This is a genomic window from Rhodanobacter sp. BL-MT-08, assembly GCF_054161255.1.
Genome location: NZ_CP167872.1, coordinates 179,709 through 199,018, shown reverse-complemented (window position 1 = coordinate 199,018; position 19,310 = coordinate 179,709). Strand labels below are relative to the sequence as shown.

The window sequence follows — 19,310 nt, the reverse complement described above, 5'->3', positions numbered from 1 at the left end:
ACGGAGCACGCATGATTTACGAAAGCATCCTCGACACGATCGGCAACACCCCGGTGGTGAAGCTGCACCGCCTGGCACCCAAACACGTAGATATCTACGTCAAGGTCGAAGCGTTCAATCCTGCCGGGTCGGTGAAGGATCGTCTCGCGCTGGCGATCATTCTCGATGCGGAAAAACGCGGCGTGCTGAAACCCGGCCAGACGGTGGTGGAAGCTACCTCCGGCAACACCGGCGTCGCGCTGGCCGCGGTGTGCGCGGCGCGCGGCTACCCGTTTGTCGCCGTGATGACCGAAACCTTTTCGGTCGAACGACGCAAGCTGATTCGCGCCTATGGCGGCAAGGTGCTGCTGACCCCCGCCGCCGAGCGCGGCAGCGGCATGGTGCGCAAGGCGGCCGAGCTGGCGAAGGCGCACGGCTGGTTTCTCGCCAATCAGTTCGATAATCCGGCCAACCCTGCGTATCACCGCAACACCACCGCACCGGAAATTCTGCGCGACTTCGCCGGTCGTCGGCTGGACTACTTCGTCAGCGGCTGGGGCACCGGCGGCACGATCACCGGCGTAGGTGAGGTGCTGAAGATCGCGAGGCCAGACGTCAAAATCATCGCCACCGAACCGACTGGCGCCGCGCTGCTATCGGGTGAAGAATGGCAGCCGCACAAGATTCAGGGCTGGACGCCCGACTTCCTGCCCGGCGTATTGAATCGCGATATTGCCGAGCGCATCGTGCTCGTCGACGACGTGCTGTCGCGCGATACCTCGCGCGCGCTGGCGCAGAAGGAAGGCATCTTCGTCGGCATCTCGGCCGGTGCCACGCTGGCTGCTGCGCTTGAAGTCGCCAAGGATGCGCCCGAGGGTTCCGTGCTGCTGGCGATGCTGCCGGATACCGGTGAACGCTATTTGTCGACGTTTCTGTTCGAAGGCGTCAACGAAGGCTCGGACGATATCGGCTGAGGCTTCTCTCGGACATGGCGCTGGCGCCATAAAAAGAAACGGGCGCCTGAGCGCCCGTTTCTTTGCTCGCAATGACTAAAACTCAGAACGTGTAGTACATCTGGAATTCGACCGGATGCGTGCTGGCGCGGTAGCGGGTGACTTCCTTCATCTTCAGCTCGATATAGGCATCGATGAAGTCGTCTGTGAACACGCCGCCGGCCTTGAGGAAGTCGCGATCCTTGTCCAGCGCTTCCAGCGCCACGTCGAGGCTGGAGCAGACCTGCGGGATGTTCTTCTCTTCTTCCGGCGGCAGATCGTACAGATCCTTGTCGGCCGGGGCGCCCGGGTCGATTTTGTTGATGATGCCGTCCAGACCCGCCATCATCAGCGCGGTGAAGGTGAGATAGCCCGACTGCATCGGATCGGGGAAGCGCACCTCGATGCGGCGGCCCTTCGGGCTGGCCACGTACGGAATACGGCAGCTGGCCGAACGATTGCGTGCCGAATAGGCCAGCATCACCGGCGCCTCGAAGCCCGGCACCAGACGCTTGTAGCTGTTGGTGGTGGAGTTGGAGAACGCATTGATCGCGCGGGCGTGTTTGAAGATGCCGCCGATGTACCACAGCGCCGTCTGCGACAGGCCACCGTAGAGATCGCCGGCAAACAGGTTCTCGCCGCCCTTGCTCAGCGACTGATGCACGTGCATGCCGCTGCCGTTGTCGCCGACGATCGGCTTGGGCATGAAGGTGACGGTCTTGCCGTTCTGGTGCGCGACGTTCTTCACCACGTACTTCATGGTGATCAGCTCGTCGGCCTTTTTCACCAGCGTGTTGAACTTGACGCCGATCTCGCACTGGCCGGCGTTGGCCACTTCGTGATGGTGCACTTCGACGGTCTGGCCCAGTGACTCCAGCACCTTGCACATGTCGGCGCGCAGGTCGGCCAGCGAATCGACCGGCGGTACCGGAAAGTAGCCGCCCTTCACGCCCGGGCGATGGCCGGTGTTGTCGCCGTCGTACTTGTACTTGGAGCTCCAGGCGGCCTCCTGCGAAGTGATCTCGTAGAAGGCGTGGCCCATGTCGTTCTGCCAGCGCACCGAATCGAAGATGAAGAACTCGGGCTCGGGACCGAAGTAGGCCGTGTCGGCGATACCGGTGGACTTCAGAAATTCCTCGCCACGCTTGGCGATCGAGCGCGGGTCGCGGCCGTAGGCCTGCATGGTCGACGGCTCGAGCACATCGCAGTGCAGAACGAGCTGCGTGTGCGCGCTGAACGGGTCGAGATAGGCGGTGTCCGGATCGGGCAGCAGCACCATGTCCGATTCATTGATGCCCTTCCATCCGGAGATCGACGAACCGTCGAACATCTTGCCGTCTTCGAACGTCGAGTCGTCGATGCTGTGGGCGGGGAAACTGACGTGGTGGTGGACACCGAGAATGTCGGCGAAGCGGAAGTCGACAAACTCGACCTCGTGTTCCTGGATCAGATCGAGCACTTTCTTGGCGGCGGACATAGAACAACCTCGGCTAGTGATGAACAGGCAGTTTTAGCAAGCGTCATGCCATGGCGTGAAACCACGCCACACCGGCCTTGGCGCGGCGGGGCGATGGCTGCAGCGTGACTCGTCGCATCATACACGGGCAATCTTGCACGCTGTTTGCACCAATATGAGGCGTGACGGGACGGGTCGTGCTTCAAGTCCCGAATTCGTCGCCCCGTTTTGCCGATGGCTTATGCCTCGTACGCGCTTTCGCCGTGCGAGCTGATATCCAGACCTTCGCGCTCGGCTTCCGGGCTGACGCGCAGTCCAAAGACCAGCTTGACGATCAGGTACACGATCACCGACACCACGCCGCTCCACACCAGGGTGATGCCAACGCCGAGCGCCTGCACGCCGACCTGCTGCGACATCGTGGTGTTGCCCGCGCCAAAGCCGGTGCCGCCAAGCGACACCGCGCTGAATACACCGGTGAGCAAGGCGCCGACGATGCCGCCGATGCCGTGCACGCCGAATACGTCAAGTGCGTCGTCCGCTTTCAGGATCTTCTTCAGCCCGGTCACGCCCCAGACGCAGCAGATGCTGGCCAGTGCGCCGATCGCCAGCGAGCCCATCGGCCCGACCGTGCCGCAAGCCGGCGTAATGGCCACCAGGCCCGCCACGGCGCCGGAGGCTCCGCCAAGCATCGAGGGCTTGCCGCGAGTGATGACTTCAACGATCAGCCAAGCCAGCACCGCCATGGCCGTGGCGAGCAAGGTGTTGATGAAGGCCAGCGCCGCACCGCTGTTGGCCTCGAGGTTGGAGCCGGCGTTGAAGCCGAACCAGCCGACCCACAGCAGGGCCGCGCCGATCATGGTGTAGGTCACGTTGTGCGGTTTCATCGACTCCTTGCCCAGGCCCAGACGTGGCCCGACCATGTAGGCACCGACCAGACCGGCAATACCGGCGTTGATGTGCACCACCGTGCCGCCGGCAAAATCCAGTGCGCCCTTGGCGAACATGAAGCCATCCGGCCCGAACCAGACCATGTGCGCGATCGGCAGGTAGGCGAAGGTGAACCACAGCGCGGTGAAAGCCAGCACGGCACGAAAGCGCATGCGTTCGGCGAACGAGCCGACAATCAGCGCACCGGTAATGCCGGCAAAGGTCGACTGGAACACGATGAACACGTACTCCGGCAACGACACGGTCGACGTGAAGGTGGCCGACAGCGTGTCCTTGGTGACGCCTTTCAGGAACAGCTTGCTGAAGCCGCCGATGAAGGCGTTGCCTTCGGTGAACGCCAGGCTGTAGCCGTAGATGACCCACAGCACCAGGATCATCGAGAACACCGTCATCACCTGCATCAGCACGGACAGCACATTCTTTGATCGGACCAGGCCGCCATAGAAAAGAGCCAGGCCTGGCACGGTCATCAGCAGCACCAGCAGGGTCGAGGTGAGCATCCATGCGACGTCGCCCTTGTCGACGATCTGCGGCACAGGTGCGGCGGCAAAAGCGGAAGGTGCCAGGAAAAGCAGACACAGGAAGACGAAAGAAGACATCCACCCCGGCAGGCTGCGCGAGTGGCGGATCAACAGAAGCTGTTTCATGGAAACCTCGCAGGGCAGAATTTAGAGGGCGTCGGCGTCGAGCTCGCCGGTTCGGATGCGGATGACCTGTTCGATGGTGCTGATGAAAATCTTGCCATCGCCCACGCTGCCGGTTTTCGCCGACTGCTGGACGGCTTCGAGCACCGTGTCGAGCAATTCGTCGGCAATCACCACCTCAAGCTTGAGCTTGGGCAGAAAATCCACGACGTACTCGGCGCCGCGGTAGAGCTCGGTGTGGCCCTTCTGGCGGCCGAAGCCACGCACTTCGCTGACCGTGATGCCGCTGACGCCGGCATTGGTCAACGCATCACGCACTTCGTCCAGCTTGTAGGGCCGGATGATGCAGCTGATCAATTTCATGCACATCTCCAGACGTTGATGCCGCAGTGGTCGCCCACTGCAGCTGGTTTGAATACCTGCTCAAGCGATTTTGAAAACAACTTCCGCCATGACCCTCTTTCTTTCATAAAAGCATGATTGGCAGATCGGCGTTCAGAACGATTTGCTCAAGGTGAGAATCCCGGTGGCGCGGCCAACGTAATGACCCTCGGGGTTCGTATAGGCGCTGCGCTTCGCGTTGGTGTCGTAATAACCCAGGCCGATCGAATAGCCGTTGGTGAACGCGCGCGTTACGCCGACCCGCCAGTCCGCATAGGAATATCCGGGGGTGTTGGGCACATCCTGATGGCCGACGTGGCTGTTCAGGGTCCAGCCCGGCGTGAACTCGACGTTGTACGACAGATCCACATAATTACTGTGCTTGCTGTTGGGGAAACCGAACAGGTTGGTGAAGCCGTACGAGTACTTCAGCGCGATACCTTTCCAGGTCAGCGACGCATACGCCTCAGTGGTGTAGGGACGCGTGAAACCCGAACGGTAGGTGCCGGGGTAGTAGTAGGTGTACAGGCCGACGTCGTACGCCCAGTCGGGGCTGAGGCTGCCGCGGTAGCCGGCGTAGACGTCGATTTCTAGACTGTTGGAAACGCGTGCTTCAGGCGTCGAGACATCGGACAGCCAGCTGACGTTGCTGCCCCAAGTGCCGATATACCAGCCGCTGGCGTCGTCGTATTCGATGCTCGGTTGAAACGCCGGCTTGCGGTTGGTTTGCGACAGCCCCCGGAACAGATAGTCGTTTGTTGCCGAGACGCTGCCGATGACCTTGCTCACCGGCGCATCATCGGCCATGGCGGCCACCGGATCACCCATCATCACCGCGCTTGCCAGTATCCATTGCGACGCTCGTTTCATAGGTGTATTCCCTCGCTATGTTTGAAGCGCGTTCGTTACGGACGTCTGGACGTCCATAACCTAACGCAACTTCGACAGGGTCGACAAGGCGGGCCATCGGTGGCTTGCGCATTGGCAACGGCATGGCGCGCGTGGTACCGGGAGGTGACGACGCGGAAAAGCGAAGCTTTGAGTTCTTGCCGGAGTCTTTTTTTGCACAACGCGGGAAGCCGAAAAAAAACCGGGTTTCCAGCACATCGCGCAGGAAGCGCGGCTTCAGTCCGGGGCGCCCTTTACGATGCGAACCCCTGCCATGTTTCAGCCAGGGCAATGTTCCCGTCGTCGGCGCGAGTGAGTCGCCGATCGCACGGTGACACTGCAGCGCAGTCATGCGCCAGAACCTGATCGATATCCCCATGACCGTCATGTTTTCGAACGCTGCGGGCGCGCTATCTGCGCTGCCGCGTGCGACGCCGAAAACGCTGCTGGCGACCTGATCCTGCCTCAGTTATTTGTGCATTGCAATACTGTGACGCAATTATTTTCGCGCCAGTCGTTTCTGTGTAGGGTTTACGCACCACATTGGTTTTCCTTGAAACCAAATGTTCTTTACCAAATCAGCGTTCAGAAAACGACGCTGCGATCGTATGAATTTGCTGCATCGCGACGCCGGCTCGTTCGAGGAGTTTTCATAAAAAGCGCCGACGCGAGCCGGCAACTCGACAGATCTCGCGAAGCGCTCACACCTAAGCTAGGCTCCCCTGTCCGCGGCCGCGCCGCTCTCTCGAAGGTTTGCGTCCCGTGTCTGATCTGATCCACGTCATCCTGCTCGGCATCATCGAAGGCATCACCGAATTTCTGCCGATTTCCAGCACGGGGCATTTGCTGATTGCCGAAAAATTCGGGCTTGGCGCGCGCTCGGATCTGTTCAACGTCGGCATTCAGGCCGGCGCGATTCTTGCGATCACTTTTATCTACTGGAAGCGCATCTGGCAGCTCTTTTCGCAGTGGCGCGAACCGGCCAATCGCGATTACCTGCTGAAGCTGATCGTGAGCTTTCTGATCACCTCGTTGCTCGGCGCCGTCATCGTGGTGCACTTCCACTTCAAGCTGCCTGAAACGATTACACCGATTGCATGGGCGCTGGTGATCGGCGGTATCTGGATGATCGCCGCCGAACAAATCGCGGTGCGGCAGGTCGATCGCACCCAGGTGACATGGCGCGTGGCGATTCTGGTGGGCATTGCGCAGATGGTCGCTGGCGTGTTTCCCGGCACCTCGCGTTCGGGTGCCACGATTTTTACCGCTATGCTGGCCGGTACCAGCAATCGTGCGGCGGCTACCGAGTTCGCCTTTCTGGTCGGCATTCCGACCATGTACGCAGCGACCGGCTACGAGCTGCTGAAAGTGCTCAAGGACGGCGGCGCCGCCAACGAGGACTGGACCGCGCTGATCGTCGGTTTCGTCGTTTCGCTGATCGTCGGCTTTGCCGCGGTGAAGTGGCTGCTTGGCTATATCCGAAGCCATCGCTTCACCGCGTTTGCGATCTATCGCATCGTGCTGGGCATCGCGCTGCTGTTGCTGGTGCCCGCGGGCGCGTGAGCCTTCGGCCGCGAATCAGGCGGCCGCGGTGATGCGTTCGATCTCTCTCGTCGTCGCCTCGGCGGCGAGCCGCGCATTGAGCAGACACTGCGGCTCGCAGGTGCGCTGAAACAGCTCGCTGACCCACTCGATAAAGGCCTGCACGCGCGCCGACAGGTGACGCTTCTGCGGGTAGACGATCCACAGCGGTGAGCCGGTGGAAATCGTGTCGGTCATGACGATTTCCAGCGCACCCTTGGCCAGCGCCGCGGCCGCCAGGCAGTGCGGCACCTGGATGATGCCCAGGCCGGCGACCGCCGCCTGGATCACCGATTCGCCGTCGTTGATCAGCATGTGCGCGTCGACGTCCAGCTCGACCCGGCCGCTCGGCGTATCGAACTGCCACTGGTAGGGCTTGCCGGTACTCGGGAAGACGTAGTTGATGCAACGGTGCTGGCGCAGGTCGTCGATCGTGTGCGGAATACCGTGGCGGGCCAGATACGACGGCGCGGCCAGCAGCACGTTGCTGAAGTGGCCGAGCTTGCGCGCGATCAGGCTGGAATCCTCCAGCTCGCCCATGCGGATGGCGCAGTCGTAGCCCTCTTCATTGAGGTCGAACGGGTAGTCGCACATCGCCAGTTCGAGCCGGATATCCGGGTAGCGGCCCTCGAACTCCACCAGGTTGGGGATGATCGCCGAGCGGCCGATCGCCGAATGGGCCGCCACGCGCAGCTTGCCGACCGGATGAATCCGCGCCTGCCCCAGCGCCTCGGTAGCTTCGGCCAGGTCGGCCAGAATTTCTTTGCAGCGGGCGTGGAACGAGGCGCCGTCGTCGGTCAGCCGCAGCGACCGCGTGGAGCGCGACAGCAGCCGGGTGCCGAGCTGGGTTTCCAGTCGGGCCACGGCCCGGCTCACGCCTGACGGCGTCATGCCCAGCTGGCTGGCCGCGGCGGCAAAGCTCTTGGCCTCGACCACGCGCACGAAGGTCGATATGGCGGAAAAGTCTTCCATAGCCTGGTTTTCCCACGGATTCGTGATTCTGACTCACGAGTGTAGTGCGCCGCGAACGGATTATCTATACCGCCTGGTACACCTATTCTCTCCAGCCTTCGCCGCCGGCCCCGCCGTGCGTGCCCTGTTTCTGGAGATCGATCATGTCAACGAACGCAACAAAAAAGCGCTGGATTCCCCTCGCCCTGGCCATGGCGCTGGTGATCGGCAGCTGGGCGGCGCTGGGCCAACACGGCGAAAGCCACGCCCAGACCAACAGCGCACCGCCACCGCCAGCGGTGACCGTGGCGCAGACCCTGGTTCGCACGGTCAGCGATGCCGATGAGTTCACCGGCCGGCTGCAGGCGATCGACACCATTCAACTGCGGCCCCGGGTGAGCGGCTACGTCGACCGCGTGCTGTTTACGGAAGGCGCGATGGTCAAGAAAGGCCAGCTGCTGTTCCAGATCGATCCGCGCCCGTATCAGGCCGAGGTCGATCGGCTGCAGGCCAACCTGGGCCAGGCGCGTGCCGAATTGGGGCTGGCCGACGCGAACGCGGCACGCGCGCAGAAGCTGCTCGATCAGCACGCGGTATCGCGCGAAGAAGCCGACCGCATGAGCACGGCATCGCAAAGTGCCAAGGGACAGGTGGCCGCCGATAGTGCGGCACTCGAGGCCGCCCAGCTCAACCGCGCGTTCACCGAAGTGCGCGCGCCCATCGACGGGCGCGTCAGCAACGCGCTGATCACCGCCGGCAACCTGGTGACGCCGAGCGACGTGCTGACCAGCGTGGTCAGCGTCAATCCGGTGTATGCGTACTTCGACGTCGACGAGCACAGCTACCTCAAGCTCGACCGCATCCGGCGCGAGCACGGCGCCGCGCCGCAGATCGCCATGGCCCTGGCCGATGAAAGCGGCTTTCCACACAACGGCCGCATCGACTTCGTCGACAACCAGCTGAGCGCCGCCAGCGGCACGATTCGCCTGCGCGCCGTGTTCGACAACACCGATGGCAGCTTCACGCCCGGCCTGTACGTGCACATGCAGCTGCGCAGCGAGAGCAAGCAGCCGCGTGCGCTGATCGACGATCGCGCGGTCGGCACCGATCTCGGCAACAAGTTCGTCTACGTGCTCGACAAGGATCGCAAGGTCGACTACCGCAAGATCACCACCGGCCCGCTGATCGACGGCCTGCGCGTGGTCACCGATGGCCTGAGCAGCAGCGACGTCATTGTCGTCAACGGCCTGCAGCACGTGCGCCCCGGCATGGAAGTGAACCCGACCAAGGTCGCGATGGCCACGCGCAGCCTCGATGCCACGGCCAGCCAGGTCGCCAGCGGCGGCATTCCCAAAGGCAATGCGCTGACCAGCGCGCAGGACTGATCCGATGAAACTCGCGCAATATTTTGTGGATCGACCGATCCTCGCCGGCGTGCTGTCGGTGCTGCTGCTGATCGCCGGCACGATCTCGCTGTTCAAACTGCCGATCGGCGAATACCCGGAAGTGGTGCCACCGACCGTAGTGGTGCACGCCAGCTACCCCGGCGCCAATCCCAAGGTGATCGGTGAAACGGTCGCCACCCCGCTCGAAGAGCAGATGAACGGCGTCGAGGGCATGCTGTACACCGCCTCGCAGGCGACCAGCGACGGCGCCATGACGCTGACCGTGACCTTTGCCCTCGGCACCAATCTCGACGACGCCCAGGTGCAGGTGCAGAACCGCGTCGCCCAGGCGCTGCCGCGCTTGCCCGAAGAAGTGCAGCGGCTCGGTGTGACTACGCAGAAAAGCTCGCCGGACCTGACCATGGTCGTGCATCTGATTTCGCCGAACCAGCGCTACGACATGCTGTACCTGTCGAACTACGCGCGCCTGCACATCAAGGACCAGCTCGCCCGCCTCGACGGCGTCGGCGACGTGCAGATTTTCGGCGCCGGCGAATACAGCATGCGCGTGTGGCTCGATCCGCAGCGCCTGGCCAGCCGCGGCCTGACCACCGGCGACATCGTGCACGCGATCAAGGAGCAGAACGTCGAAGTGGCGGCCGGCGCACTCAACGCCTCGCCCGGCCCGAACAACAACGCGTTCCAGCTCAACATCAACACGCAGGGCCGACTGGTCACCGAAGACGAGTTTCTGAAGATCGTCGTGCGCACCAGTCCGGGCGGCGGCGTCACCTATCTGCGCGACGTCGCGCGGGTGGAGCTGGGTTCGAACAATTACGCGCTGCGCAGCCTGCTCAACAACAAGCCGGCGGTGGCCTTGCCGATCTTCGCGCGGCCAGGCTCCAACGCCATCCATATTTCCGACGAAGTGCGCAGCACCATGGCGCAGCTGAAGAAGGATTTTCCGCAGGACGTCGACTACAAGATCGTCTACGACCCGACGGTATTCGTGCGCGGCTCGATCGAGGCCGTGGTGCACACGCTGTTCGAGGCGATTCTGCTCGTCGTGCTGGTGGTGATCCTGTTCCTGCAGACCTGGCGCGCCTCGATCATTCCGCTGGTCGCCGTGCCGGTGTCGCTGGTCGGCACGTTTGCCGTGATGTATCTGGCCGGTTTTTCGCTCAATGCGCTGTCGCTGTTCGGCCTGGTGCTGGCCATCGGCATCGTGGTCGACGACGCGATTGTGGTGGTGGAAAACGTCGAGCGGCATATCGAGCACGGCCTGTCGCCGAAGGACGCCACCCGTCAGGCGATGAAGGAAGTCACCGGCCCGATCGTGGCAACCGCGCTGGTGCTGTGCGCCGTGTTCGTACCGGCGGCCTTCATCAGCGGCTTGACCGGCGAGTTCTATCGCCAGTTCGCACTGACCATTGCGATCTCCACGGTGATCTCGGCGTTCAACTCGCTGACCCTGAGCCCGGCGCTGGCCGCGCTGCTGCTGAAGGAGCGCGGCGCACCGAAGGACGCGTTGAGCCGCGGCATCGATCGCGCCTTCGGCTGGCTGTTCCGCCCGTTCAACCGCTTCTTCGTGCGCAGCGCCAACAGCTACGTCAGCGGCGTGCAGCGCGTGCTGCGGGCGGGTTCGGTCGCGCTGATCATCTACGGCGGCCTGGTCCTGCTGGGCGTGTTCGGCTTTGCCAAGGTGCCGACCGGCTTCGTGCCGGCGCAGGACAAGCAGTACCTGGTGTCGTTCGCCCAGCTGCCGGACGCGTCGTCGCTGGACCGCTCCGAGGCGGTCATACGCCGCATGAGCGACATCGCCTTGAAGCAGCCGGGCGTGGAAAGCGCGGTCGAATTTCCCGGCCTGTCGATCAATGGGTTTACCAACAGCACGAACTCCGGCATCGTTTTCGTCACGCTGAAACCGTTCGAGGAACGGCGCGATGCGTCGCTCTCGGCCGGTGCGATCACGGCCGCGCTGCAGCAGAAGTATGCGGCGATCCAGGATGCCTATATCGCGATCTTTCCGCCGCCGCCGGTGAACGGCCTGGGTACGATCGGCGGCTTCCGCCTGCAGGTGGAGGACCGCGGCGACCAGGGCTTCGAAGAGCTGTACAAACAGACCCAGAACCTGATCACCGCCAGCCAGAAGGAGCCGGCGCTGGCCGGGCTGTTCTCGAGCTATCAGGTCAGCGTGCCGCAGATCGATGCCGACGTGGATCGCGAAAAGGCCAAGGCCGAAGGCGTGGATCTGAGCGATGTCTACCAGACCATGCAAGCGTATCTGGGCTCGCTCTACGTCAACGACTTCAACCGCTTCGGTCGCACCTACCAGGTCAATGTCTCGGCCGAGCCCGGTTTCCGCCACGAGCCGCAGGACATCACCGCCTTGAAGACGCGCAACGCCCGTGGCGAGATGGTGCCGCTGGGTTCGTTTGTCAGCGTGCGCCAGAGCGTGGGGCCGGATCGCGTGCAGCACTACAACGGTTTCCCAACCGCGGAAATCAACGGCGGTGCGGCACCCGGCTACAGCTCGGGTCAGGCGCAGGACGCGATGGAGCGGCTGGCCAAGAACACCCTGCCCAACGGCATGTCGTTCGAGTGGACCGAGCTGACCTATCAGCAGATTCTCGCCGGCAACACCGCGGTGCTGGTGTTCCCGCTCTCGGTGCTGCTGGTATTCCTGGTGCTCGCCTCGCTGTACGAAAGCCTGACCCTGCCGCTGGCGGTGATCATGATCGTGCCGATGGTGCTGCTGTCCGCGATTACCGGCGTGTGGCTGAGCGGCGGCGACAACAACATCTTTACCCAGATCGGCCTGATCGTGCTGGTGGGGCTGGCTTGCAAAAACGCCATCCTAATCGTCGAGTTTGCCCGCGAGGCGCAGATCCTCGAAGGCCTGGATCGTGTGCAGGCCGTGCTGGAAGCGGCGCGACTGCGGCTGCGCCCGATCCTGATGACGTCGTTCGCTTTCATCATGGGCGTGGTGCCGCTGGTGCTGTCGCACGGCGCCGGTGCGGAGATGCGTCATGCGATGGGCGTGGCGGTGTTCTCCGGCATGCTCGGCGTCACCTTCTTCGGCCTGGTGTTCACCCCGCTGTTCTATGTGCTGATCCGCCGTTGGAGCGAAAACAGCGCGGACCGCCGCGCCGCCCGCAAGGCGCGTCACGCAGCGCTGCCCGCTCCCGCTTTCGAGGAACACTGAGATGACTTCGCTTTTCCGTTTGAGCGCTTTTGCCAGCGCGCTGCTCCTGGCCGGCTGCATCACCGTCGGCCCGGACTATCACCGTCCGGTAGAAAAGCCGGTCGCCCTGCAGGGCGTCGATGCCGCGCAGCAGTCGGCGCGCGCTTTTCAGGCCAACTGGTGGACGCAGTTCAACGATCAAACGCTCGATGCGCTGATCAAGCGTGCTGCGAAGAACAGCCCGGATCTGAAAATCGCGCTGGCGCGGCTTAACCAGTCGCGGGCGCAGCTCGGCACGGCACGTTCGCAACAGGTACCCGATATCCAGGTACAGACCAGCTATACGCGCAGCCGTGAACAGCAGCCCGGCTTTACCACCACGCCCGAAACGATCACCGCCTATCAGGCCGGCTTCGACGCCAGCTGGGAGCTGGATCTGTTCGGCGGCATCCGCCGTTCGGTGGAAGCCGCGCGCGCGGATACCGAAGCCGGCGCCGCGTCGCTGGAGGATGCGCAGGTCACGCTGTTCGCGGAAGTGGCTCGCCATTACTTCGATCTGCGTGGCGCCCAGCTGCGCATCGACGTCGCCCAGCGCGATATCGGCAATCTGCGCGACTCGCTCAAGCTGATCAAGAGCCGCGCCGATGTCGGCACCGGCTCGGATCAGGATGTGGCCAGCGCCAGCGCGCGGCTGGCCGCCGTCGAGGCGCAGCTGCCGCCGTTGCAGAGTCAGGCACAGGCCGATACGTTCCGCCTCGCCGTGCTGCTCGGCGAGCGGCCGGGGGAACTCGACATCGACCTGTCGCCGAAGACCTTCCATCCGATCGATACCGTGCTGCCGATCGGCAACGCCGGCGACGTGCTGGGCCGCCGGCCGGACATTCGCGTTGCCGAGCGCGAACTGGCGGCGGCGAATGCGCGCATCGGCGTGGCCAAGGCGGACTGGTTTCCGCACATTTCGCTGGGCGGTTTCGTCGGTTTTCTGGCGGGCCGCAGCAACGATTTCGGCGGTACGCAGTCGCGCGCTTTTTCGCTGGCGCCCAGCATCAGCTGGGACGGGCTCAACGTGCAGCGCGTCCGCTCCGGCGTCAAGGCCAGCGAAGCGCGCGCCGACGAAGCGAAGGCCAATTACCAGCGCATCGTGCTTGCCGCACTGGAAGACGTCGACAACGCGCTGGTCGGCTACAACCAGCAGCGTGTGCGCGTGCAGAAGCTGGACGAGCAAGCGACCCAGAGCACGCGCGCTGCCGAACTGGCGCGCATCCGCTACGAAGCCGGTGCCACCGATTATCTCGAGCTGCTCGACGCCCAGCGCACGCAGCTCACCGCGGAAGATCAGCTGGCCGAGGCCGAAGCTGGCATCAATCTTCAGGCCATCGCCCTCTACAAGGCGCTTGGCGGCGGCTGGCAGGCCTGCGGCAACGAACGCTGCAGCGCTCTGGCCAGCGCGCCATGAACAGCAGACCCGAGGGGCTGCGCCGGCAACCATGGCGCGCTTCCTCCTTGTTTACTGCACCACCCCTGGCGCAGCAGATCGCGCTGGTCAGTGGCGCCAATCGCGGGCTTGGTCTGGAGGTGGTACGGCAGCTTGCAGGAACCGGCATGGCCGTACTGCTTGGCAGTCGTGACCTCACGCTGGGTGAGCGGGCGGCACAGCGGCTGCGCCGCGATGGGGCCGACGTCACGGCAATCCAGCTGGACGTCACCGACCAGACCGGCATCGACGCCGCGGCGAGGTATATCGAGAATACGTATGGACGTCTGGACGTCCTTATCAACAATGCCGGCGCCTACTACGACATGGGCGAACGGCCGTCGTCGATCGACCTCGATACCGTGCGAGCGGCGCTGGAAACCAACTTGTTCGGCGCATGGCGCGTTTGCGAGGCGTTGCTGCCGCTGATGCGCCCCTTTGGTTTCGGCCGTATCGTCAACGTCTCCAGCGGCTGCGGCTCCAGCGCGGTCGATGGCGAATGCTGTCCGGCTTATCGGGTCTCGAAGGCCGCCCTCAACACCTATACCCGCACGCTCGCGGCGGAGCTGGCGGGCAGCGGGATTCTGGTCAACGCGGTGTGTCCCGGCTGGACCAACACCGCCATGGGCGGCACTGGAGGACGGCCGGCCAGCGAGAGCGCGCAAGGTGTCGTCTGGGCCGCCTGCCTGCCGGCGAAATCGTCGATCACCGGCGGCTTTTTCCGCGATCGCCAGCCGATCGACTGGTGATCGTTGCGCCGCGACTCAGCGCTGCACCATCACGGCGAACCAGCCCCAACCGCGAATACGTTCGGCGATGAGTTTCACGCTGGTCAGCATCGGCACCGCCAGCAAGGCCCCGGGAATTCCCCACAGCCAGCCCCAGATCAGCAGCCACAGCAGAATCGCAATCGGACTGACGCGCATGCGCCGGCCCAGCACCATCGGCGTGATCAGGTTGCCTTCGACGATGGTGAAGCCGATAAAGCACAGCGCCGGCAGCATCGCCTGGCCGAGCTGGTCGAAATGCACCAGGCCGACGAGCATCAAAATCGTGGTGGTGGTGATCGCGCCGACGTAGGGGATGTAGTTGGCCATCATCGCGACCGTGCCCCAAAGGAGTGGATCGGGCATCTTCAACCACCACAGCATGGCCGCGGTAAACAGCCCCAGGCTCAGGTTGATCAGCGACGTGGTGAGGATGTAACGCGACACCTCGGTCTGGATGCTCCGAACGATGACCACCGCGTGCCGTTTGGCGTGGAAATCCGGCACGATTTCCACCAGGCGCCGGAGCAGGGTGTCGCCGAATACCAGAAAGAAGAAGACCAGCAGGGTCACGGTAAGCATCGCGGCCAGCACGGGGGGCGCTTTGGCCAGCACATCCCACGTACTGATCGACACGGCGGCTGCGGCTGCGGCGGGGTGGGCGCGCGATGGCGGGCCGTTGACCAGGTTCTGGGTCGCGCGGTTGGCCATCTCGAAAGGCGCCGTAATGCTGCGAAACTTCGGCAGCAGCTCTCGCATCGTGGCTGGCGCACCCTGGATCCAGCCCATCGCCGGCTGCGCCACCTTGCTGACGCCAAAGCCGAGCGAGCCGACCAGGGCCATCATCAGCACGCTGGCACACAACCAGCGCGGCAGGCCGCGCCGCGAGCCGGCAGCCACGATAGGATTCAGCGCCAGCCCCAAAAACGCCGCGAGCACCAGCGGAATCAGCAGCGACTTGGTCAGCGTGATGGTGTAGAGCAAGGCAAGCAGCAGCATGCCGTTCAAGATCAGCCGAATCGCACGCAGGTGCCGCAGCGTGCCGCGTGAGGTCTGGCGACTGCGCGCGCTGGCGCTGGTGATATGCCCGGGCGCCGGGGCATCATCGGCCCGGTCGAACGGAACCAGGTCGCCGCGATCGGCGACGGGAGGCTCGCGCACCGGCAGGTGGCCCGGCCCGTTCATGCTGCCCGGTCCAGGCGATACATCGGGTGCAGGGCGGAAAGGCTCGGCCGCCGCGAATCCGATGATGCGAGCGCCGACCGATGCCCTGTCGATAGCTGCATCATCGCGTGCGTCATGACGACTGGCTGCCGTCGTCGTCTGTCGAGGCGTCGCCCCGCTCGCCGTCGTCGGCGCTGCCGAGGTCGAACGAACCGAGCGCCGAGAACAGGCGCGCACCGTGCGCGACAGCCTCGGCGACGCCACCACCCAGCAGTGAACCCAGTCCGGGCACACGCAGCGGATGCACGTTGAGGCGGCCGAGCACCAGGCCCGTGCCGGCGGCGAGGCTGACCGTGGTAAGCGGGTAGCGCTGGCCTCGCGCCAGCAGGGCTGTGGCAGGCGGGCTGAATTCGCTGCGAGCGCGTTTCAGATCCAGCTGCGCGCTACGCACTTTGGCCAGCTGCTTGAACAGACTCATAAGTTCACGCTCATGTGTTCGACTCCTGATCCGGGGCCGGGTGTGCCCCGTCCTCGCCGGGCGGGCGCGGCTTGCCCGCGAGCAGATCGTCTTTGAACGCTTCCGCCTTGCGCAGGGCCTCGTTCTTTACCCGCGACAGATCCGCCTTGATCCGCTCGACATCGACTTCCTCGCGCGCCTGGTTGGCCGCGTCGCGCAGCATACCGCGCCATTCGCCGCGAGTGACCGGCAGACTCATCCAGTGCATGCAGCGGCGAAACAGGAGGATCGATCCGAGCAGAAAAAATACCTGCAGTACGCACAGGGCAAGCAGCGCAAGTATCCACGAGCCAAACCATTTCGCCAGCAGCAGGCCGACGAACGCAAGCAGGCTGAGCCCGAGCCCCACGCCGGCTACCATGGCGGCCAGTCCGGCAATCAGCATCCACGACACGGCCGCACGCGCCAGCCCGAGTTCCGCGGCCAGCAGGTGCATCTGGGCGCCGAACAGGTGCTTTACCGCACGACCGAGCTGGCCGAGTTCGGCGAACAGCCCAGACGGAAGCGGCGCCGTTTCCGGCGCCGCGGTTCCGGGTTCGGATGTCGGTTGCTGCATTCCCTGCCCCTAAGTCGGCGAAATCAACGACGCAGAATGCGGCCGAGCAGCCAGCCGGCGCCAAGAGCGATGGCAACGGACTGCACCGGCTTCTCGCGCACATAATCACGCGCCACTTCCAGCCACTCGTCGGCGCGTTCGCGCGTCTGATCGTAGACCTCGCGGCCACGCTCGCCGATCTCGACGGCCTTGTCGGTGGTGCGGTTGGCGACGTCGGCGACTTTGTCCGTCGCGCGATGCAAGCCATCTTCCACGGTGTCGGCGGCGCGCTCCACCACTTCCTTGGTGCTGGCAACGGCGTTGGATGTAGCCTGCTTGATTCGCTCGGCGCTCTCGTCGATGCGGTTGCCGACCAGTTCTTCGGGGGTCTGTACGTGCTTGTTCATGGGAAGCTCCATTGAGGACTGACGAGGGTGGCTCACTTCAGCGCTTCGGCGGTTCGCAGAGTGATTTTCTCCGGCGATCACCCCTGACGCCCGCACCGCTTATCTTGCGCGGCGGAAGAACGCCAGAATCGCGAAGATCAGGAAGATGACGAAAAGAATCTTCGCAATGCCTGCGGCGGCGCCGGCAATGCCGCCAAAACCCAGTACTGCTGCGATGATCGCGATAACCAGAAAAACCAGTGCGTAATGAAGCATGGCGTTGTCCTCTTGAATGGTAGCCAAAGGGTGGGCAGTGGCAAGTCGACGTGGCGGCCTGCCGAGCCTGATGGTCAACCATTCACCCATAGCAACCGCCATGCGCGCGTGAAGAGAACCCGCGCCGCCCTGCACGCCGCGGCGACGCCTGCTAAGGCGGGGCGGGGCTGAAAGAGCATCCCAACGCGCGCTTTGCGACCGTTATCGAGCGCTCGCAGCCGCCCAGTTCGCGCCAGCCCGGGGTTCATGGCTTGCCTGATGCGCCGCGTCCGCACTGCGCAACACCGTGCTCTGTTAAGGTGCCTGCGCCGAGAAAGGGGGCATCATGAGCGAACTGCAGGACCTCACCACGCTGGCGCGCGCCGCCACGCCGCTGCTGGTGATCGAGACCGTCGACGAACAGCGGGTGATCGACTGTTTTCGCCATGTGATCGCCCAGGCGTTGCGCCCGCTGTGGCGCTGGACGTTGACCGACGGCCTGAGCCGGCTCGACTTCGCGCAGCACGGCGACACCGCACCCGACGCCACCGCCACGCTGGAAGCCATCCGGCGCGCCAGCGAGCCCGGCATCTTTCTGCTGTTCGACTTCCATGCCTTTCTCGGCTACGCGATGACCCTGCGCATGCTGCGCGAGATCGTGCAGCGGCAGCACTCGGCGGCGCACACCATCGTGCTGATCGGCGCCAAGATCGAGCTGCCGGAAGAACTCGAGGCACTCGCGCTACGCGTCCCGCTCTCCCTGCCCGACATCAAGGAACTGGCCGGCATCCTGCGCGGCGAAGCGGCCGCCTGGCAAAACGACCAGGGACGGCGGGTCGAGGTGGACGGCGAAGCGGCGCGCACCATCGTGCGCAACCTGCTCGGCCTGTCTTCGCCGGACGCGCGGCGCATTGTGCGCAAGCTCATTTATAACGACGGGGCGCTCAACCAGGCCGATATTCCCGAACTGATGCAGGCCAAGTTCGACCTGCTCAACCGCTCCGGCGTGCTGCATTACGAATACGCCACCGCCAGCTTCGCTGACGTCGCCGGCGTCAGCCGCGTGCGCGAATGGGTGGCGCGGCGGCGTGCGGTCTTTCTCGATCCATCCGCCACGCCGATGCTCGATCCGCCGAAGGGCGTGCTGCTGCTTGGCGTGCAGGGCTGTGGCAAGAGCCTGGCATCGAAGGCGATTGCGGGCGGCTTCGGCGTGCCGCTGGTGCGGCTGGATTTCGGCACGCTCTACAACAAATATCAGGGCGAGACGGAAAAGAATCTGCGCGAAGCCCTGGCCAGCACCGAGCTGCTGGCTCCCTGCGTGCTGTGGATCGACGAGATCGAAAAGGGCCTGGCCGGCGGCGGCGATGACGGCGGCGTGTCCCGCCGCGTGCTCGGCTACCTGCTGACCTGGATGGCCGAACGCAAGGCCAAGGTCTTCGTCGTCGCCACCGCCAACACCGTCGACGAACTGCCTGCCGAACTGCTGCGCAAGGGCCGCTTCGACGAGATCTTCTTCGTCGACCTGCCGCAGGCGAACGTGCGCGAAGCGATCTTCACCCTGCATCTCACGCGCCGCAAAATCGACCCTGCCAGTTTCGACCTGCCCGCGCTGGCCGCGGCCAGCGACGGATTTTCCGGCGCCGAAATCGAGCAGACCGTGGTGAGCGCGCTGTATGACGCGGCCAGCAACGGCGCACCGCTGGACCAGTCGACACTGCTCAACGCGCTCAGACAGACGCGGCCACTGTCGGTGCTGATGCACGAGAAAGTGGAAGCGCTGCGGGCATGGGGGCAGGGACGATGTGTGGCGGCGGATTGAG

General features: G+C 64.1%; 18 protein-coding genes. 7 read left to right on the top strand and 11 right to left on the bottom strand.

From position 1 onward, the window contains the following. The first annotated feature begins 11 nt into the window (after positions 1 to 11). A complete protein-coding gene (gene cysK / locus ACDK93_RS00880; RefSeq protein ID WP_458070708.1) occupies positions 12 to 953 on the top strand; it encodes a cysteine synthase A in 942 nt (313 codons plus the stop codon). Between the two features lie 82 nt (positions 954 to 1,035). On the opposite strand, the gene glnA is transcribed toward cysK, so the two are convergent. From glnA to ACDK93_RS00855, 5 genes are all read right to left on the bottom strand, one after another. After that, on the bottom strand, positions 1,036 to 2,448 hold the full coding sequence (gene glnA, locus ACDK93_RS00875; RefSeq protein WP_458070707.1) for a type I glutamate--ammonia ligase: 1,413 nt from the start codon (positions 2,446 to 2,448) through the stop codon (positions 1,036 to 1,038). Positions 2,449 to 2,666: 218 nt separating this feature from the next. Then, on the bottom strand, positions 2,667 to 3,977 hold the full coding sequence (locus tag ACDK93_RS00870) for an ammonium transporter (protein ID WP_458072309.1): 1,311 nt from the start codon (positions 3,975 to 3,977) through the stop codon (positions 2,667 to 2,669). 69 nt (positions 3,978 to 4,046) lie between these two features. Next, a complete protein-coding gene (locus tag ACDK93_RS00865; RefSeq protein WP_179478963.1) occupies positions 4,047 to 4,385 on the bottom strand; it encodes a P-II family nitrogen regulator in 339 nt (112 codons plus the stop codon). Positions 4,386 to 4,517: 132 nt separating this feature from the next. Next, complete coding sequence (locus tag ACDK93_RS00860) at positions 4,518 to 5,273, bottom strand: TorF family putative porin (RefSeq protein WP_458070706.1); 756 nt, start codon at positions 5,271 to 5,273, stop codon at positions 4,518 to 4,520. Further along, entirely contained in the window at positions 5,224 to 5,643 is a 420-nt protein-coding gene (locus ACDK93_RS00855; protein WP_458070705.1) for a hypothetical protein, read from the bottom strand. Before ACDK93_RS00855 ends, ACDK93_RS00860 begins: the two co-directional genes overlap by 50 nt. A 410-nt stretch (positions 5,644 to 6,053) precedes the next feature. Here ACDK93_RS00855 and ACDK93_RS00850 point away from each other — a divergent pair, with 410 nt between their 5' ends. Continuing rightward, a complete protein-coding gene (locus ACDK93_RS00850) occupies positions 6,054 to 6,854 on the top strand; it encodes an undecaprenyl-diphosphate phosphatase (protein WP_458070704.1) in 801 nt (266 codons plus the stop codon). Positions 6,855 to 6,869: 15 nt separating this feature from the next. Here ACDK93_RS00850 and ACDK93_RS00845 read toward each other — a convergent pair whose 3' ends face one another. Then, positions 6,870 to 7,844, bottom strand: a complete 975-nt coding sequence (locus ACDK93_RS00845) for a LysR family transcriptional regulator (protein WP_458070703.1) — start codon at positions 7,842 to 7,844, stop codon at positions 6,870 to 6,872. Between the two features lie 143 nt (positions 7,845 to 7,987). Here ACDK93_RS00845 and ACDK93_RS00840 point away from each other — a divergent pair, with 143 nt between their 5' ends. From ACDK93_RS00840 to ACDK93_RS00825, 4 genes are read left to right on the top strand one after another with little or no spacing between them, the layout of a single operon-like run. After that, positions 7,988 to 9,208, top strand: a complete 1,221-nt coding sequence (locus ACDK93_RS00840) for an efflux RND transporter periplasmic adaptor subunit (RefSeq protein WP_458070702.1) — start codon at positions 7,988 to 7,990, stop codon at positions 9,206 to 9,208. A gap of 4 nt (positions 9,209 to 9,212) precedes the next feature. After that, positions 9,213 to 12,413, top strand: coding sequence for a multidrug efflux RND transporter permease subunit (locus ACDK93_RS00835; RefSeq protein ID WP_458070701.1), 3,201 nt, complete (start codon positions 9,213 to 9,215; stop codon positions 12,411 to 12,413). A 1-nt stretch (position 12,414) separates the two neighbouring features. Continuing rightward, positions 12,415 to 13,848 (top strand): efflux transporter outer membrane subunit, encoded by a 1,434-nt coding sequence (locus ACDK93_RS00830; protein ID WP_458070700.1) that lies wholly within the window; start codon positions 12,415 to 12,417, stop codon positions 13,846 to 13,848. Continuing rightward, positions 13,845 to 14,615 carry an SDR family oxidoreductase gene (locus tag ACDK93_RS00825; RefSeq protein WP_458070699.1) on the top strand — a complete coding sequence of 257 codons (771 nt, stop codon included), beginning with the start codon at positions 13,845 to 13,847 and terminating at the stop codon, positions 14,613 to 14,615. The genes ACDK93_RS00830 and ACDK93_RS00825 overlap by 4 nt, the downstream gene beginning before the upstream one ends. Positions 14,616 to 14,630: 15 nt before the next feature. Here the strand turns inward: ACDK93_RS00825 and ACDK93_RS00820 are convergent, their stop codons facing one another. The 5 genes from ACDK93_RS00820 to ACDK93_RS00800 form a co-directional block, all read right to left on the bottom strand. After that, positions 14,631 to 15,818, bottom strand: coding sequence for an AI-2E family transporter (locus ACDK93_RS00820; RefSeq protein ID WP_458070698.1), 1,188 nt, complete (start codon positions 15,816 to 15,818; stop codon positions 14,631 to 14,633). Positions 15,819 to 15,930: 112 nt separating this feature from the next. Further along, positions 15,931 to 16,275, bottom strand: a complete 345-nt coding sequence (locus ACDK93_RS00815) for a hypothetical protein (protein ID WP_458070697.1) — start codon at positions 16,273 to 16,275, stop codon at positions 15,931 to 15,933. A 10-nt stretch (positions 16,276 to 16,285) separates the two neighbouring features. Beyond that, on the bottom strand, positions 16,286 to 16,870 hold the full coding sequence (locus tag ACDK93_RS00810) for an ABC transporter ATP-binding protein (protein WP_458070696.1): 585 nt from the start codon (positions 16,868 to 16,870) through the stop codon (positions 16,286 to 16,288). 23 nt (positions 16,871 to 16,893) lie between these two features. Next, the gene (locus ACDK93_RS00805) at positions 16,894 to 17,256 is read right to left on the bottom strand and encodes a DUF883 family protein (protein WP_458070695.1); all 363 of its coding nucleotides are present in this window, start codon (positions 17,254 to 17,256) and stop codon (positions 16,894 to 16,896) included. Between the two features lie 99 nt (positions 17,257 to 17,355). Then, positions 17,356 to 17,511: a DUF1328 domain-containing protein gene (locus ACDK93_RS00800; RefSeq protein WP_179478985.1), complete on the bottom strand. Its 156-nt coding sequence runs from the start codon at positions 17,509 to 17,511 to the stop codon at positions 17,356 to 17,358. A 325-nt stretch (positions 17,512 to 17,836) separates the two neighbouring features. Between ACDK93_RS00800 and ACDK93_RS00795 the strand changes: the two genes are divergently transcribed. Beyond that, entirely contained in the window at positions 17,837 to 19,309 is a 1,473-nt protein-coding gene (locus ACDK93_RS00795; protein ID WP_458070694.1) for an AAA family ATPase, read from the top strand. Position 19,310: the final 1 nt, after the last annotated feature.

Coding starts and splice junctions, on each gene's coding strand:
- ACDK93_RS00840 (WP_458070702.1), top strand. CDS start 7,988: ATGTCAACGAACGCAACAAAAAAGCGCTGGATTCCCCTCGCCCTGGCC.
- ACDK93_RS00805 (WP_458070695.1), bottom strand. CDS start 17,256: ATGAACAAGCACGTACAGACCCCCGAAGAACTGGTCGGCAACCGCATC.
- ACDK93_RS00865 (WP_179478963.1), bottom strand. CDS start 4,385: ATGAAATTGATCAGCTGCATCATCCGGCCCTACAAGCTGGACGAAGTG.
- ACDK93_RS00860 (WP_458070706.1), bottom strand. CDS start 5,273: ATGAAACGAGCGTCGCAATGGATACTGGCAAGCGCGGTGATGATGGGT.
- glnA (WP_458070707.1), bottom strand. CDS start 2,448: ATGTCCGCCGCCAAGAAAGTGCTCGATCTGATCCAGGAACACGAGGTC.
- ACDK93_RS00795 (WP_458070694.1), top strand. CDS start 17,837: ATGAGCGAACTGCAGGACCTCACCACGCTGGCGCGCGCCGCCACGCCG.
- ACDK93_RS00810 (WP_458070696.1), bottom strand. CDS start 16,870: ATGCAGCAACCGACATCCGAACCCGGAACCGCGGCGCCGGAAACGGCG.
- ACDK93_RS00820 (WP_458070698.1), bottom strand. CDS start 15,818: ATGAACGGGCCGGGCCACCTGCCGGTGCGCGAGCCTCCCGTCGCCGAT.
- ACDK93_RS00855 (WP_458070705.1), bottom strand. CDS start 5,643: ATGACTGCGCTGCAGTGTCACCGTGCGATCGGCGACTCACTCGCGCCG.
- ACDK93_RS00800 (WP_179478985.1), bottom strand. CDS start 17,511: ATGCTTCATTACGCACTGGTTTTTCTGGTTATCGCGATCATCGCAGCA.
- ACDK93_RS00815 (WP_458070697.1), bottom strand. CDS start 16,275: ATGAGTCTGTTCAAGCAGCTGGCCAAAGTGCGTAGCGCGCAGCTGGAT.
- ACDK93_RS00870 (WP_458072309.1), bottom strand. CDS start 3,977: ATGTCTTCTTTCGTCTTCCTGTGTCTGCTTTTCCTGGCACCTTCCGCT.
- ACDK93_RS00835 (WP_458070701.1), top strand. CDS start 9,213: ATGAAACTCGCGCAATATTTTGTGGATCGACCGATCCTCGCCGGCGTG.
- ACDK93_RS00845 (WP_458070703.1), bottom strand. CDS start 7,844: ATGGAAGACTTTTCCGCCATATCGACCTTCGTGCGCGTGGTCGAGGCC.
- ACDK93_RS00825 (WP_458070699.1), top strand. CDS start 13,845: ATGAACAGCAGACCCGAGGGGCTGCGCCGGCAACCATGGCGCGCTTCC.
- cysK (WP_458070708.1), top strand. CDS start 12: ATGATTTACGAAAGCATCCTCGACACGATCGGCAACACCCCGGTGGTG.
- ACDK93_RS00830 (WP_458070700.1), top strand. CDS start 12,415: ATGACTTCGCTTTTCCGTTTGAGCGCTTTTGCCAGCGCGCTGCTCCTG.